8 protein-coding genes and 1 pseudogene are annotated in these 15065 nt (G+C 67.7%); 2 read left to right on the top strand and 7 right to left on the bottom strand.

Annotation, left to right across the window (positions count from 1 at the left end; translation table 11 throughout):
* Window positions 1–225 (top strand): annotated as a pseudogene (locus tag ACFV7R_RS08510) (IS5/IS1182 family transposase); the annotation flags it as partial.
* A 141-nt stretch (window positions 226–366) separates the two neighbouring features.
* Here ACFV7R_RS08510 and ACFV7R_RS08505 read toward each other — a convergent pair.
* The 3 genes from ACFV7R_RS08505 to ACFV7R_RS08495 form a co-directional block, all read right to left on the bottom strand.
* On the bottom strand, window positions 367–492 hold the full coding sequence (locus ACFV7R_RS08505; protein ID WP_385261388.1) for a hypothetical protein: 126 nt from the start codon (window positions 490–492) through the stop codon (window positions 367–369).
* Between the two features lie 230 nt (window positions 493–722).
* Window positions 723–938, bottom strand: a complete 216-nt coding sequence (locus tag ACFV7R_RS08500) for a DUF397 domain-containing protein (RefSeq protein WP_385261386.1) — start codon at window positions 936–938, stop codon at window positions 723–725.
* On the bottom strand, window positions 935–1783 hold the full coding sequence (locus ACFV7R_RS08495) for a helix-turn-helix domain-containing protein (protein ID WP_385261384.1): 849 nt from the start codon (window positions 1781–1783) through the stop codon (window positions 935–937). The genes ACFV7R_RS08500 and ACFV7R_RS08495 overlap by 4 nt, the downstream gene beginning before the upstream one ends.
* 196 nt (window positions 1784–1979) lie before the next feature.
* Between ACFV7R_RS08495 and ACFV7R_RS08490 the strand changes: the two genes are divergently transcribed.
* Window positions 1980–2678, top strand: a complete 699-nt coding sequence (locus ACFV7R_RS08490) for an ATP-binding protein (RefSeq protein WP_385261381.1) — start codon at window positions 1980–1982, stop codon at window positions 2676–2678.
* A 179-nt stretch (window positions 2679–2857) separates the two neighbouring features.
* Here ACFV7R_RS08490 and drmB read toward each other — a convergent pair whose 3' ends face one another.
* The 4 genes from drmB to ACFV7R_RS08470 are packed head-to-tail and all read right to left on the bottom strand — an operon-like array spanning window position 2858 to window position 14632.
* Complete coding sequence (gene drmB, locus ACFV7R_RS08485; protein ID WP_385261378.1) at window positions 2858–4726, bottom strand: DrmB family protein; 1869 nt, start codon at window positions 4724–4726, stop codon at window positions 2858–2860.
* Entirely contained in the window at window positions 4723–7968 is a 3246-nt protein-coding gene (locus ACFV7R_RS08480) for a helicase-related protein (protein ID WP_385261376.1), read from the bottom strand. The genes drmB and ACFV7R_RS08480 overlap by 4 nt, the downstream gene beginning before the upstream one ends.
* On the bottom strand, window positions 7965–9878 hold the full coding sequence (locus ACFV7R_RS08475) for a UvrD-helicase domain-containing protein (RefSeq protein ID WP_385261373.1): 1914 nt from the start codon (window positions 9876–9878) through the stop codon (window positions 7965–7967). The genes ACFV7R_RS08480 and ACFV7R_RS08475 overlap by 4 nt, the downstream gene beginning before the upstream one ends.
* Window positions 9875–14632: a DEAD/DEAH box helicase gene (locus tag ACFV7R_RS08470; RefSeq protein ID WP_385261371.1), complete on the bottom strand. Its 4758-nt coding sequence runs from the start codon at window positions 14630–14632 to the stop codon at window positions 9875–9877. Before ACFV7R_RS08470 ends, ACFV7R_RS08475 begins: the two co-directional genes overlap by 4 nt.
* Window positions 14633–15065: the final 433 nt, after the last annotated feature.

The raw sequence follows: 15065 nt of genomic DNA, 5'->3' as shown, positions 1-15065 counted from the left end.
GACCAGGCCGCCAACCGGAAGACGAAGGGCCGCAAAGGGGGACGCCCCGTCGACCACGACGCCGAGCTCTGCAAGGAGAGGAACACCGTCGAGCGAGCCATCAACAAGTTCAAGGAGTGGCGGGGGCTGGCCATCCGCTACGACAAGACACCCGAGAGCTACGCCGCCGGGCTCCACCTGCGCGGATCCATCCTCTGGTTACGCAGCTTGCCAGCCCTCCCGTGATCCCAACTCAGAACAGGCCCTAGCAGCACCCCGAGCCGCGGCGCCTGCTCCAGCTCCTGGCGCAGGATTCCAAGGGCCTGCTCCACTCCGAGGGCCTTCGCCCGGTCGGCTGCCTGAGTGTCACGGCCGCGATTACGCCGGTCACCGGTCCTGGGCCTCCCGCTTCAGCCGGGCCGTGAGGTCGATGCCTTCCTGCACTGCAATGTCGAAGTCAGGATCCTGGTAGAGACGGATTCTGCCCCGGTAGTCGACGATCACCGCAGCCACCGCGTTCAGGTTCGTCTCCGTCGACGTCTCCAGCGCATGCTGAAGATCCGCTTCGAAGGGCTCCCGGTCGCCGGGGAAGCCGTGCCCGGACCGCAGAGCCGCTCGAATGTCCTCAAAGACAACGGCGCAGGAACGGGCGTTTCCGCGTGCTGTGCGCTCACGACCTGCTCCTTGATTCTCTGTCCTACGGGCAGCGTCCTATAGATCTTGCAGCCAGGAGGCACCTTCTCTCAGAGGGCCGGATGTTCCTGGGCCAAGGCCGCCACGAAGGAACGCCAAGCCCTGCTTCCCACGATTACCTCGGGCCCTCCCGACAGCTTGGAATCGCGCAGGACAGCGCCGTGCTCCATCAGCCCGCACTCGACGCACTCCCCGCCGGCACCGTTGCTGTAGGACGACGTGAACCACACCAGACGGCTGGAACTACTGGGCTCTGCAATGCTCACCTTGCGTATTCCTTCAAGACCGTTTCGATCAGCTGTGTCGAACGCTGAGGGCTCAGGGCCGCGGCGCGGAGGCCGTCGAACGCTCGGGTGTACTCACGAACATGATGCTCGCCCTCCAAGTAGACAGCATCGGTGATGCCGTCCCGGTAGACGACGTCGGGATCCTCAGGGGCGGGAAAGCCCAGCATGGTGAATGAGCCCGTGGCGGGATAGGTGCCCGAGTCGAAGGGGAGAACCTGCAGGGTCACGGTCGGCAACTGGGCTGTGTCCAGTACGTGTTCAATCTGTTCGCGCATCAACGCGCGGTCTCCGATGACGTTGCGCAGAGTGCCCTCGTTCACGATGAACCAGGCTTCGGGTGCATCGGGCCGCTTCAGCATGTCTTGACGCTCCAGGCGCACCTGTACGGCCCTGTCGATGTCCTCGGCAGACATGTGCGCACCGGTCTTGTGGAGCTCGGAGGCGTAGGCGCGGGTCTGCATGAGGCCGGGTACCAACTCGCACTGGTACTGCCTGAAGGTGGACGCATCCTGCTCCAGGCCGATGTAGATGTTGAACCACTCCGGAACGCCTGAGCCGTGGACCTGCCACCAGCCCCGTACCTTGGCCTGCCGGGCGAGCGACTTGAGGAACTCTCGCAGTTCGTCGCTGGTGTCGTAGAACCGGCACAGGGCATCGATGTCGGATGGTTGCACCCGGCCGCTGCCCGTCTCCATCCGGTTGACCTTGGAGCCGCTCCAGTCCAGGGCCTCGCCGACCTGGGCGCAGGTGAGCGTGCTCTGCTCGCGGAGCTTCTTCAGTTCGATCGACAGACGGCGCCGGCGTGCCGTGGGTGATCCGGCCATATCAACCCCGTTTCGGATAGCGGGCGTTCAGTCTCGCGCCAAGAGGTGTGCTTGCCAATCACTCAGAAGTGGGAATCTCGCTGTGCACATTGCAGAACGGGATCTGCGCACCGCAGTCTGATGGCAGCGCAACTCATCGTGAGTGTCCGTGACGCTGCGTCTTTCATCGGGTGCGCTGTGACGAGAGGGAAGTTTCATGAGCCAGGAAGCGTGCATGTGGCGCAAGTCGTGGGACCTTGCCTTCACGGCCGAGCCGACAGAGGTGGCGGCACTGCGCCGGGTCATGCGCCTGCATCTGAGCCTGTGGGGATTGCACGAGGTCACCGACGAAGCCCAACTTTGCGTGAGCGAGTTGGCCTCCAACGTCATCACGCACGTCGGCCTCGGAACCCCGGCCACACTCGTGGTCTCGATGAACGGCATTCATCTGCGCATCGAAGTCCACGATCCGGATACACGCGCCTTGCCCACCCTGCTCGACGCGAAAGCGGACGCTGAGTCCGGGCGAGGCATGGCCCTCGTCGACGCGGTCGCCGCTCGCTGGGGCGTGCAGCTCAGCCACGACCGGAAGGTGACGTGGTGTGAGCTGGCAACAGGTCTTACCTCGCCGAACGGTCACGTGCAATGCCCCGGTGTCCAGCGGGCCGAGACGTTGTTGGAGTTCTACGCGGGTGCGGAACCGCGTCTCCGGCCCGGCACGGGAAGACTGGGTAGGGCCGCGGCCGAGGAGTCGGTGATCACGGTTATCGCCGACTTCCTTCACTGGCTTCGTGCCCACGGCTGTGACGTGGACGAAGCCCTAGACCGTGCTCAGACCCGCTACGACGCCGAACTGAACAGCTACGGCGAAGGGGTTGCCTCACGGGTCGAGCAGCTGATGGAAGAAACCCCGTGAGGCGTCCTCGGGCGTACCGGCCAGGAGAACTCGATCGAGGAGGCCGTTGTTCTGCTCGCAGCTGGTCTCGAGGAGTAGAACACAGTTGCCGTGTAGATCAGCGGGCCAGGGACTGGAGGCGTCAAGTGCCGGCAGTGGAGGGCACCGATCTGTGTCGGTGCTCCACTGCCGGCTGGATGTCACTGCTCCAGTATGTCCGCGAAGAAGCCCAGGTGAGGATCGTCCGGGGTGCCGACGAGCAGTGCGCGGTCGAGCAGGATGTTGTTGTGCTCGCAGCTCGTCTCGGGGAGCATCGCGCAGGCATGGCACGCGGCCAGGTTCGCGCCTCCGGTACCGGAGGACCGTGCCTCGATGCACAGAGGGTCGGCAGAGCACCAGGTGGCGCGCCTCAGTGCCGAGCGAAGCGCCTCGGCGAGGCGGTCGGGCTCCCCCTGTCCCACCACGCCGCCGAGACTGCCAGCGGAGTCGCTCGTCGCCGTGTAGATCAGGAAACCGGCCATGGTGGCGTCCGTGTAAAGGCGCTCGCGCAGGGCCGCGGCCGGGTAACCGGCGTCCAGACTCCACTCGTTGATCAGCACGTGCGCCAGCGTGTGCAGCAGCACCATGCGGGGCGTGGCGGGCGAGGAGGGCACCTCCGCAGGATCGGTGGCACGTTCCCTCAGTATGCGGTCGTGGTTGGTGCGCATGCGCTCGACGCGGGCGGCCACCGCGACCGACTTGGCCCAGTCGTCCAGCCGGTTCTCGTCGAGGCGTACGAAGACGCCCTCGCCGTGCACCTCCATCGCCGGGAGCCAGTCGGTCGGTGTCAGGGACAGGGCGGCCTCGTGGCCCTCGGAACTCGACTCCGGGTCCGCGATGCGGGTGAACGCCTTGAGCGCCCTTACCTCGCGCAGGCGCTTGACCAGCATCGGCCTGCCGACGCCGAAGGGATCGAGGACGGCGGGGTCCGAGGTCGGCGGCTCACAGATGAACTGCTCCTCCCGTCCCCTGTCCCGCAGAGCGTTGCCGGAACAGAGCCGCTCGTACTCCTGGCGGCGCAGCGCCTGGTAGCGGCTCACCGCACCAGAGTCGGAGTCGCTCTCCTGGGCGGGGTCCTCCTCCTGCTCGGCCACCAGCAGCTCCATGACGGCGTCGACCGAGATCGAGTCGTCGCCCCGGAACGCCCCCTTGAGGTAGATCTCGATCTCCATGCGGGACGAGTACGAACGCAGGTTCTCCCAGTGCTCCAAGAGCTTGTCGGCGAGGCCGTCGCTCCACGGGGGAATGGACAGGGCGGACTTCAGCACCGGCTGCCAGACTGCCGACGAACCGCGCTGGAGCGTACGGGGCGCCTGCGTGCAGAACTCGGCGGGTGCGTCCTTGAGCCAGAGTCGCCTGCCCTCGCAGCGCACCCCGAGGTCGGTCAGGGCCGAGCGGCGGAAGGCGCCCTCCATGGACACCTCCGGCACGCCACATGTGCAGGAGATGAGGATGGAACGCAGTGAGGCGCTCTGGCCGGAGAATCGCATGGTCATCTGCCCGCCGCAGCGCCCGGTCGCGCCCTCCTCGCGGTTCTTGCGGTGCAGCCACTTCCAGTAGGGGAAGTCGTCGATGTGTCCGTCCTCGCACGCCATGACGAATCGGGACGGCACGAGCGGCTCGTCGTCGCAGTCCGTGCAGACGTTCTTGCCAGGGGGCGGGTTGAAGCCTCGCACGTGCTGCAGGGACTGGCATTTCGGGCACGAGTGCCACAGTGGGAAGCGCCGGACGCGTGCTCCGTCCTTACTCGTGTCCTCGGAGGCCGGCGGCAGCCGGAAGTGCCTCACGCCCAGGACTCGGGCGAGACGATGTTCGTGGATGATCGGTGCTTCGTCGAGGGACCAGCTCCGGTGGGCGTCGTCGATGCCTGAAACGATGAACGACTCGTTGTCGACGGCGATCAGCGATCCGACACCATACGTGGTGATCATCTGGGAGCGGCGGACCGAACCGCGGCGAGGGAAGGCGAGACGGGGCGCGGCCGAGTTGCCGTCGGTGCGACGGTGGCGCCGCTCGCGGGGCGGGGTCATCGGGAAGCCTCCAGGAAGAGAGCGGACTCGGCGTCGACGTCGCGCAGGCTCCACAGGGTGGACCAAGCGTCGGCGTCGGGGGACTCGTCGTCGAACGGTTTGAGTAGGGCGGGGGCGGGGTTGCCCCGAACCGGCTCGTACAGCAGTCCGCCGTGAGCGTTCGCCTTTGCCTGCCACCACTCGACGAACTCGTCGAAGGCGTCGGAGGTGGCTTGCAGTTCCTCGGGCGCGACTTGGCAGACACGGCTCGTCAGCAACGGCCTGATCTCGGCGTACAGGCGATCGACGTACGCCTCGATCCGACCGGCGGCGTCGTTCTCTCGGGCCTCGGGGATGAGGATGCGGGCCAGGGCCACGACCACGGCGTGCAGGCCGCGGTCGCGCGAACGGGCAGAGAACGGCGTCACGGACGTCGACTCCACCTCTCGATAGAGCGCGGAATGGAAGTGCAGGAAGTTCTCGTAGTGCGAACGGTCCCGAGGACGGACCGAGTTGAGCATCACGGCGACCAGGCCCGGATGGGCGCGGCCCACGCGGCTGGTGGCCTGGATGTACTCTGCCGTGGTCTGGGGCTGGCCCATCACCGCCATCAGGCCGAGTCGGTCGACGTCCACACCGACGGCGATCATGTTGGTCGCCAGGAGGACGTCGCGGACATCGGGATCCGGGTAGCGCTTCTCGATCTCCTTGAGCCGCGCCGGGATCAGGCTCGCGTCGACTCGACTCGTCAGCTCCGAGTAACGGTTGGAGACGCGCACCTCTGTGCCGTCGCGGTCGGCGAGGAGCCGCAGATAGTCCTCGACGTCGTCGTTCACCTGGAGCTCGGCGGCCGACAGCAGGCGGAGGCTGTTGAAGTAGCCGACCAACGTCCAGTACGCGTCCCGGATCTTGTCACTCGTCTCCGCGCACATGGCCTGGTGGAGCAGGGCCGCGTACGTGCGAATGAGAAGGGTCGACTGGCTGGTGCCGGGGGCGAGCAGACCCACATAGCGGCGACTGGCCTTGGTCTTGCGGTCGGTCTCCACGGCGAACCAGGAGTCCCGCGCGTCCAGACCGGCCGGCGGAAACTGGCGTACGTCCCGGTCGAAGAGGTGCCGTCCCTGGTCGGCCGCGCGACGGATGGTCGCCGTTGAGGCGATCACCTTCGGTTGATCGGCAAGGGCGTCGACGGCCGTCTCGTACAAGCCGGTCAGGGTGCCCAACGGCCCGGAGATCAAGTGGAGTTCGTCCTGAACGATCAACTCGGGCGGCGGAGTCGCGTCACCACGCCGATCCCGATTGAACAGCGCTGCGGTCTGCTTGCGCCACGGCATGGATGCGAACTTGTCGACCGTGGCGATGACCAGGGTCGGGCGGGCCTTGTAGACGGTCTGGTCCACCAGGTGTACCGGCAGGCCGGAGGCGAAGTCACAGTCGGGGCCGGGGCAGCGCACGTCCATGCGGACGTCGTCCTCGTCCACCGTGTAGTTGTGGGCGTCCAGCGCCGTGCCGCACCAGGGGCAGGCATGGAGCTGCACCGGGTTCTCCGTCTGCAGGCTCTGTCCTCCCCGCAGCTTGAGCAGTTTCTCGGCAGCCGTCTTCAGGTCGTTCGGCGTGGCCGACTTGCCGACCCACATGCCGATCGAGATGCCCTCCTCGCCCAGCTGGTCGGGTGCGGCCCGACGCATCAGCTCCATTGCGCAGATCAGGATCGTGGCGCGCTCGAACTGCTGGAGGGTGAGCAGGCGCAGCGTGTAGCGCATGAGCACGGTGACGCCTCCGCCGTCGAGCCCGCGACGCAGCCGACGCAGGAACGTGGTGAAGGCGATCAGACCGAGGTAGGCCTCGGTCTTGCCACCGCCGGTGGGGAACCACAGCAGGTCCGAGATCTTGCGGTCGCGGTGGTTCGGATCGTCGATGCCGCGCAGGCACAGGAGCATGAACGCGATCTGGAACGGTCGCCAGCGCTGGGCCGACAGATCGGGCGTGCCAGCACGGTCACCCTTCACCCAGGCGCTGCGCGCACGCTGCTCCGCCATGGCCCGGTTGGCCAGCCGGAAGGCCTCCATCACCTCTGGCTTGTCCGCCAGGACCCGGATGCCCTCGCGCATCCGACCGAGGGCCTCACGGCAGGTGTCGAGCTGTGCGTGCGCGGCCTCCTCGTGGGCGGTCCCGGCGAGAGCGGCGGCCTCCGAGGCCTTGGCCTCGATCCACTGCTCGTAGCCGTGGGCCAGCCCGTGCAACGAGGCGAGTACCTCGGCGTCGGAGCGCTCGGCGAGGCCGAGCATGCCGAGCGCCGAGTTGTCGATCTCCGGGTTGGAGTCGGTCAGCAGCACCTCGTGCGTGGGCAGGAACTCGGAGCGGATCTCGCTGATCGCGGCACGCTCTATCTCGGTCAGGCCGACCGCGGGCGGCGTCCAGTCCCAGTGGGCGGAGCAGCCGTGACCCACCGCGAAGGTGGGGGCATGGCGGTACAGCAAGCGGCTCGTGGCCAGTTCCGAGTCGACGGCGGACAGAGCAGGCGGGCGTTCGACGAAGGCGGAAGCGCCGTTGGTGGCCTGGACCCGGAGACTGGGCTGAAAAAGAGCGAAGGCATCCTGCAGTTCCCGCTCGCCCACGACGTTTGCGTTGATCAGGGTGACCGTGACGGTGACAGTGCCTGAGGACACGCTGGCAGGTCGTACGAGGACGTGCAGCTTCACCTCGTCGCGGACGAGATCCTGTTCGTGAACCCCGGGCTGCGTGACGTCGACCGGTGTGTCCGGCAGCTCCAGTTCCCTGCGCCGCCAATGCTCGCGCTGGTCACTCGTGGTCCTGGCCTCCGCTCGCCGGGCGTCCACCCCGTGGCCCTGGGCGTCCACGGGGTCGTACACAGCGGCTCGCGCGGAGATCACGATCTCAGGGCTGATCTTGGGGGCCACGGCGAAGGTGAGGCCCATGGTCGACGGACGGCGGTCACCGGATGCCGGCGGCTCGACGGCGCCACCCGACTCCTCGGGGCTGTCGTTGCCGAGCAGCGGGGCCTCGTCCAGGCCCTCCTCCTCTGCTGCGTCCTCCTTCAGTCGCCGGCGGGCCTCGCGGTCGGCGGCTCTCGGGAACAGCACACCGATCGGGTAGCGGGTGATCGGGGCGTCCTGGGTGAGGACCTCGACCGGGTCGTCGCCCGCCTCGACGTCTGGTCCGAGAAGCTCGCGGCGCAGCCGGGCCACCAGTTCCTCGCGGACCCGGTAGTGCTCGTCGTGCGGGCTTTTCCCGTGCGTCATCCTTGTTCCTCCCCGGCGCGTCCGCCGCGTCGATACCTTCCGATTCCGGTGATTCGAGGGGCGATCCACACCCCGTTGCCGCCGATTCCCGCGTTGGTACCGGCTGCCTTGCTGCCTGCGACCGTCTCCAGCGTGTCCACCCGCAGACCGACGATCTCGGCAGGCCAGGTGATCTCCCATGAGCGCGCGACCATCTCCACCGCGTACAGGTCTCGGCGGAAGCGCTCGGAGGCCTCGCCGATGACTCGGTCGCGGTGGACCAGGTCGTACGGCGGGCTCTGGTCCGGCCCGACGGGGAGCGGATTACGCATTCGAAGTGTCACGGCATCGCCCGGACGAGCGTGCTCCAACAGGTAGGTCTGCGTCTCGGCCGCGGACGTGTCCGCGTCGTGCGAGCCAGGAGGCTTCTCGCGATGGATGTCTCCGGGCATGGCCTGGATGCCGTAGCGCTCGTACTTCTTCCAACCGCCCAGGTACCAACGGCTGGTGGGGCGATGGCGTCGTATGCGGGAGGTGTCCGGTCCTGTCAGGTGGTACAGGTCCTCGCGGGCCCGTGTCATGGCCACGTAGAGGGCCCGTGCCTCGGCTGGCACATCGAGATCCTCGTGCGCTTTCCGCAGCTCCGCGATGGAGGGGGGCGAAAGCAGCAGCACGCGGTCGTACTCCAGGCCCTTGGCCCGGTGCACCGTCGAGACGACCAGCCGAGCCGTCTCCGGGTCGCCCAGCTCGTCGGGGAAACGCCCCTCGGCCACCAGCCGTCCTACGGCGGCGAGGTCGACGAGACCGCGGCCGGTGCGTCGTGTCGCGGCACGCAACGACCGCCAGCATCGCTGGGGCTCCACGCCCGCCGGCAACGGTATCTCCGCGAGCAGCTCCAGGAAGCGCGCCTCGGTGAGCGTCAACGACTCGGTACGGCGGAGCAGTTCGGCGACCCAGTACGGCACGGGACGGTCCTGCAGTGAGCGCTTCAGCGCGTGTTCCACCCCGTGCTCGTGCAGGAGTTCCGAGACGGCGAGTGCCTCACGGTTGTCGCGGGTCAGGATGGCGCAGGTGTCGGGGAACGTCGTCAGCGCCTTCAGCGCGAAGTCGCTGGCCAGGTCACCGAGGGTCGGCAGGTCGAGCAGCCGGTCGCGCAGCTCGGCGTGGAGCGCTGCGGCCGCGGCCCCCTGGCCGTTCGAGGAGTCGGCCAGGTCCTGCAGACGGGAGCCGAGGGCGAGAGCTGTGCGGGCTTCGAGGCTCTTCGCACGGAAGTTCTCGGTCAGGCTGAGCTCGACGAGGTCGTCGTAGGACGTTCGCAGCCAGGCGAAGAACCGATCCGTCTCCCCTGCTCGCTCCGTCGGGTCGTCGATCTGGAAGCCGTAGATGCCCTGGGCGGAGTCGCCGACCACGGTGAATCCGCACGAACGCTGGAAGCGGTCGAGCAGAGTCTCCACCAGGTTCCGGCGGTCGCCCACCAGGTCCTGTGCCTCGTCGATCACCACATGCGAGGGAGCGCCGAGTTCGCCGGCCTCCACCGCGCCCTTCTCGACCGCGTCCGTGGCAGCCCGGATGCGCTCGTCGAAGCTGTAGGCCGCCCACTCCTCGTCGGGGTAGGCCTGCACGAGCAACTGGTACGCCCACGAGTCGAAGGTCTGGACGCGCACCCTGCGGGCGCGGTCGCCGTGTCGGGCGATCCGGTCCCGCAGCTCGCGGACGGCAGCACGGGAGAAACTCAGGACGAGAATCTCGCCGGCCTCCAGTGCCTCCTCGGGATCCTCGTGCCCCACCAGGGCGTCGAGGCGCCGTACGACGGTATGGGTCTTGCCGGAACCGGCCCCCGCGGTGACCAGGAGGCGGGTGTCCCAGGGGAGGTCGACGACGGCCCGCTGCTCGTCGGTGAGCGGAGGGCTGTCGCCGTAGGCGTCGGTCACTTGCTGCTCCACAGGTGCTCGAACTGGGTGAAGGCCAGAGCGGTGTCGAAGTTCTGGATGTTGTCGCTGACGTTGAGGATCAGGCAGGTCTCCTCGCCCCCGTTGAGGGGGCCGCGCAGGCCGCGCCCGATCATCTGCTGGTAAACGTTGGGGCTGTAGACGGGGCGGGCGACGACGACGGCTCGGGTGGCGGGGGCGTCGAAGCCCTGGGTGAGGACGCCGTAGTTGGTCAAAACACGGGTGCGGCGCTCCCGGAAGTCGTCGATACGTCGGCGACGGTCGTTGGCCGACGTGGTGGAGTCGACCGCGGAGGCGGTGATGTTCAGGTCGCGGAGCTTCGCCGCCAGGTACTTGGCATGGTCGACCGAGGTCGCGAACACCAGCACCGGCCAGTCCTCCGGCATGTTCGAGATCTCGGCCAGGATGCGGGCGTTGCGGTCGTGGTCGTCGGCCAGTCGCTGCTCAGCCGCCCTGGACAGGATGCTCAGCTGCTCGGCGCGCTGCTTCTCCTCACGGGTCAGCGTGATCGTGCCGCCTTGCAGGAGTCGGTGCTCGACCTGCGCCAACATGCCGAGTCGCTGTAGCTCGGCGTACGCGTCGCCGCCCGGGAACACACCATCGTCCAGACGCCGGCCACCGAATCGATTGATCAGGCGGCGCGTCTCCTCCTGGTTGGTGTTGCGGAACGGCGTCGCGGTGAGGCCAAGGAGGTGACGGTCGGTACGGGAGGCCGTCAGGCCCAGGTGCGCCAGAATCTCGGTGTAGCGGGGCGTGATGGCGGTGTGCGCCTCGTCGACGATGACCAGGGCGGCGTCACGCAGCCAGGCATAGGCGTCGGCGGCAAGACAGTTCGGCTGCTGGAGCTTGGCGTCCGTGGCGACGACCAGCTGCGGTCGGCCGGTGACAGGACCCGCCTCGTTCGTCGACCACAGCCGATTGATCGCCAGTGGCGTTTCGGCGCCGACCTTCTCCCAGACGAACTTCCAGCTCTGCACGGCCTGCTCGCACAACTCCTCGGTCTGAGCGATCCACAGGATCGGCCCGTCGAGGTGGCCCACCTGCTTCACCCAGCGGATCACCGCCTCGGCCGTGACACGGGTCTTGCCCGCCCCAGTCGGAAGGGAGAGCATGCCGCGCTGGGGGACGATCCGGTCCAGCATGGTGAAGACGTTGGCGGCCAGCCGCTCCTGGTAGTCGTGCAGACGGGGGAAGTACCGCGGCCCGTCCACGTCGATCCTCGGTTCCAACGAAGGTGCCTGGAATCCGGCGAACGCGTCCGGGAAGCGGAGATCCGCCACGAACGCCACCGCGGTGGAGGCGCCCCTGAACGACGACGGGGCGTGGCTCGGGTAGAGGTTCTGCAGGTCACGGGCGTGGACCTGCAGGATGCTGTCTCCGTGCGCGTTGAACGCCATCTGCGCGATGCGATTGCCGTCGGGTTCGGCTCCGCCATTCTCCGCGCGCTCACCGTCCATCAGGCCAGCCGGCAGACGCTCCCGCAGGGTCTCGGAGCCCAGCAGCAGCAGGAGCTTGGCCACCACGTCATCGGCCTCACGCACGGCCTTCAGCGCATTCTTGACCTTCTGATCCTGCTCCTGACGCTGCTGCGCCTCCAGAACCTGCCGGCAACCGGACTCTCCCATCCGCCAACGGAGTTCACGGTCGACCGCCATCAGGGCCTCGAGCACGTCGGCGGGCTCGAGCACTAGGATCACGGACCCCTGCAAGCTGCTGTTCAGCGTCTTGGGACGCATGCCATTGGGGGTGCGTGTCACCTCTTCGAGAACCTTGCACCGCTGCAGCGTGTACTGGTCCACCTGCGAACCACGCATCTGCCGCAGCGCGGGGTACGCCTCCTTGAGCGGCACCGGCTCACCGGCGGGCTCGTACCGGGTCTCGCGGCTGATCACATCGGCGTACGGCAGCATCCCCCACTGCTTGACGAGCAGCGCGGCGTCCTCGGCCGACGCGGTCAGCAGGGCGGGCAGCCTCTCGGAACGCAGCGCCCGATACTCCTCCTGCGACGAGGCGACGGCGATCTCGCCGTCGGGGCGCGTGCCCCACTCGTTGCCGATGCGACACCGGGTGAGCGTGTCGTCGGGGAAGGACACCTCCAGGCGGGTCAGAAGCACGTAGGTGTTGCCGACGAAGACGTCGTCCTCGCTTCGCTGGAGCTTGTCCAGGAGTTGGTCCCAGAAGGAGTCGGGCACGTCCTCGACACTGGTGGCGAGACGAAGCTTGCGGGCCTTCTCGGCGCTGATCTGCGCAACCGGCAGCACGTCGTTGTACGCGGAAAGCTGGGGGCCGACCGCCTCGGCGATGGGGCGGATGCCCTGCGAGGTCGGGACGAGGCCGTGCCGCTTGAGCATCCAGCGCATCGGCGAGGCCACCGCCCGACGGGTGCCGACCTGTGCCCCGACCTGCAGGGTCCAGTTGTCGACGAGGGCCTCCTCGGGCAACACCTTCAGGAAGTTGGCGCGGGCCTCCTGCGAGAGCTCGGGCAGCAGATGCAACGGTCCGCCGACCGCTGCGCCCTCCAGCTTCATCTTGGCGAGCGTCGGGCGGGACGCCTGGTTGGGCAGGGTCGCGCAGTACGCCTTGTGCATAGCCTCCCGGTACTGCTCGAACCACGGCTCCCCCTCGGGACGGTGTCCCCCCGTGGGCCGGTCGCGCAGCCCCACCTCGCGGAAGAAGGCCATGTCGTCGGAGTGGAACCGGGTGTCCACGGCGATGGTGGGGTCCGACTCCGGCGTCACGACCGGGCCGGGCAGCAGGCAGTTCCGCATCGGTCGGCAGTGCCCGTCCGCGGTGCGCACGTACAGCGTCGACAGCGGGTCGGCCACCCGCTGGACCACCTCGTGCGACAGGTGGCTGCTGCCGGCCTGGTGGAACAGCTCCCAGAATCGGGTCCACTCCTGTGGGCCGTACGAGGTGAAGCCCTGCTCCAGGACGCTGACGAAGCGGCCCCGGACGTCGGCGTCGCGGATGCCGAGCATGGCGAGGGCGCTCGCGAGCGACGGATCGTCGGACAGAGCGGTGTCGACGTACACGAGGGACTCGCGCAGCCCATCCTGGTCAGTGCGGCGGAACACCTTGCCGACGACCGGGGCCACCATGCCGTGCTCCTCGGTCAGCACGATCCGCGCGGTACGGGCCTCGTTCGCGTACGGCGAGGACGACTGGACCATGTCGGCGACGATGCGGATGGCGGTCGCGGACGCTTCGGCGGTGCCGTCGGTGACCAGGGCCTCCAACCACTCCCGCACCGAGGCACGTTCGCGCTTGGCGGCCTTGAGAATGTGCTCCACCTTGCCGGAGCGGAGGTCCGTGGCCTCGACGGACGGGTGCAGCCAGTTCGTGGGACGGCCGGGGTATGAGTTCCACAGGGTGAGCCAGCGGACCAGTGACTTGTTGTCCTTGCCGAGCGACGGGTGGATGTTCAGGTCACGAGGCACCTGCAGCCGGCCGTCTTGGTCCGGCAGCGACGGACGATGGGCGGTGGCCTCCCAGATCCGTTCGGTGAGGTAGCGGTCTGCCCAACTGACGGTCTCCGACTCACGGGCTCGTCCGGGAAGGAGCGGGAGGTACGCGGCCGGGTCGTCTGTGGGGGCCAGCTCGGGCAGCGACTCGACCACCAGTCGGGCCGCGACCCGGATCATCTCCTGGTTGAACGGGGACGAGTCCAGCAGGTTCTGCCGGTCCTCGTTGGTCTTCCAGGCGCCGTTGAGTATTCCGCTCAGCGTCATCTCGTACTTGGTCGGGAAGAAGGACCAGAACCTTCCGCGCCCCTTGGGGGAGGACATGAGCCCGGTGGTGTCCTTCTCGTACTCGCGCACGGCCCACGAAATGTCGAGGGCGACACGGTCGTGCAGCTCGCCCGCGCTGGAACGGGCGGCGACGGTGGGCTCGTGGGTGAGAGTGAACACCCGCCATCGGTTGGCCGAGGGATGCCGGCCTGGGCGCTCCTCACGTACGGTGTGCAGGTTCTGGGCGCGTTCGACGGTGAGGGTTCGCCGCACGACAGGGCGCGGACGACGGTCCTCAAGGATCACCTTGGCCACGTGCGGTGAGAAGAGCTGAAACCCGACGGGGAACTCCTCCTGGCTACCGGCCGACTGCCCACCGTGCATGTCCTGCCCGAGTCGATCGGCAGCCCCGTCGAGCAGCGGAAGGCGCACGACGGTGGTGGCCCAGCTCAGGAGTTCGTCGAGTACGGGGTCGGCGGCGCGCTCGGCGGCTTCGTCCAACGGGCGGGCCATGCGCAGCACCGGAGCTTCGAACTCTTCGCCGAGACGGGCCGTGACCCCGGGGACGGAACGGATCTGTGCGTAGGCCCACTCGCGGTCGAAGCCGAAGGCGCCGTCACGGCTGAAGAACTGCGGGGTGTCGGTGACGACGAGCACGGACTTCACCCCCACCCCGAAGCGCCCGATCTGGCCGCCGCGCTTGCGAGACATGCTCATCCGGAGAATCGTCTCGGCGCCTTCCGGGGTGACGGGAGTTCCCTCGTTCGCGCAGTAGAGATGGGTGTCTGTAAGAACGACATGGACGGAACCACCGGGCTCGGCGGCGATTTCGTCCGCGGCGTTCTGGACGAGCTCGAAGAGCTGCCGGTCACCGTATCCACCCTGGGTGATCCGTCTTTCTCCGTTCGCATGCTCCGGAATGAGGCCAGGATCGACGGCGTACGTCTTGAGAACACGGGAGGACTGATCGACCACGGTCTTGAGCACGGGGGTCAGTTCGGGAGACACGGGACTCCGATCCTGGAGTGGTGGCCTGGTGGGAAGGAGCTATGACGAATGCTTGGGCCAAGCGAATTCGAAGTGACGTCATGTCAGGCAGCCTGACATCTGCGGGCGATGACACGGACGCGGCTGCAGTGACGATGGTTCCCGCGCAGACTGTCCCTGCGAGAAGTAACCGATGGGTGCTGCTGTTCAACGCGGCCTACACTTTCCGGTCGGTGAGTCAGCGAGAATTGCGCTGAGTGAACTGGGAAAGAGAATCGGACATGCGAAACCGATGCGCACGTCGATGCCTGCATGCCGTCGCGGAAGTTCAATGAGGAGAAGACGGCACACTTCTACCAGGGCGTCGGAGAAGTCATTCCTCCGAGGCGGGTGGGGCCGCGGAAAGGACGTTACCCGGCTGCGGCGAGGGTGCGCAAGGGAGTTCGAAGAACCG

Source organism: Streptomyces sp. NPDC059866, assembly GCF_042731325.1.
Lineage (GTDB): Bacteria > Actinomycetota > Actinomycetes > Streptomycetales > Streptomycetaceae > Streptomyces > Streptomyces flavusporus.
Note: the sequence above shows the minus strand (reverse complement) of the source record. Positions and strands in the feature narration are given on the sequence as shown.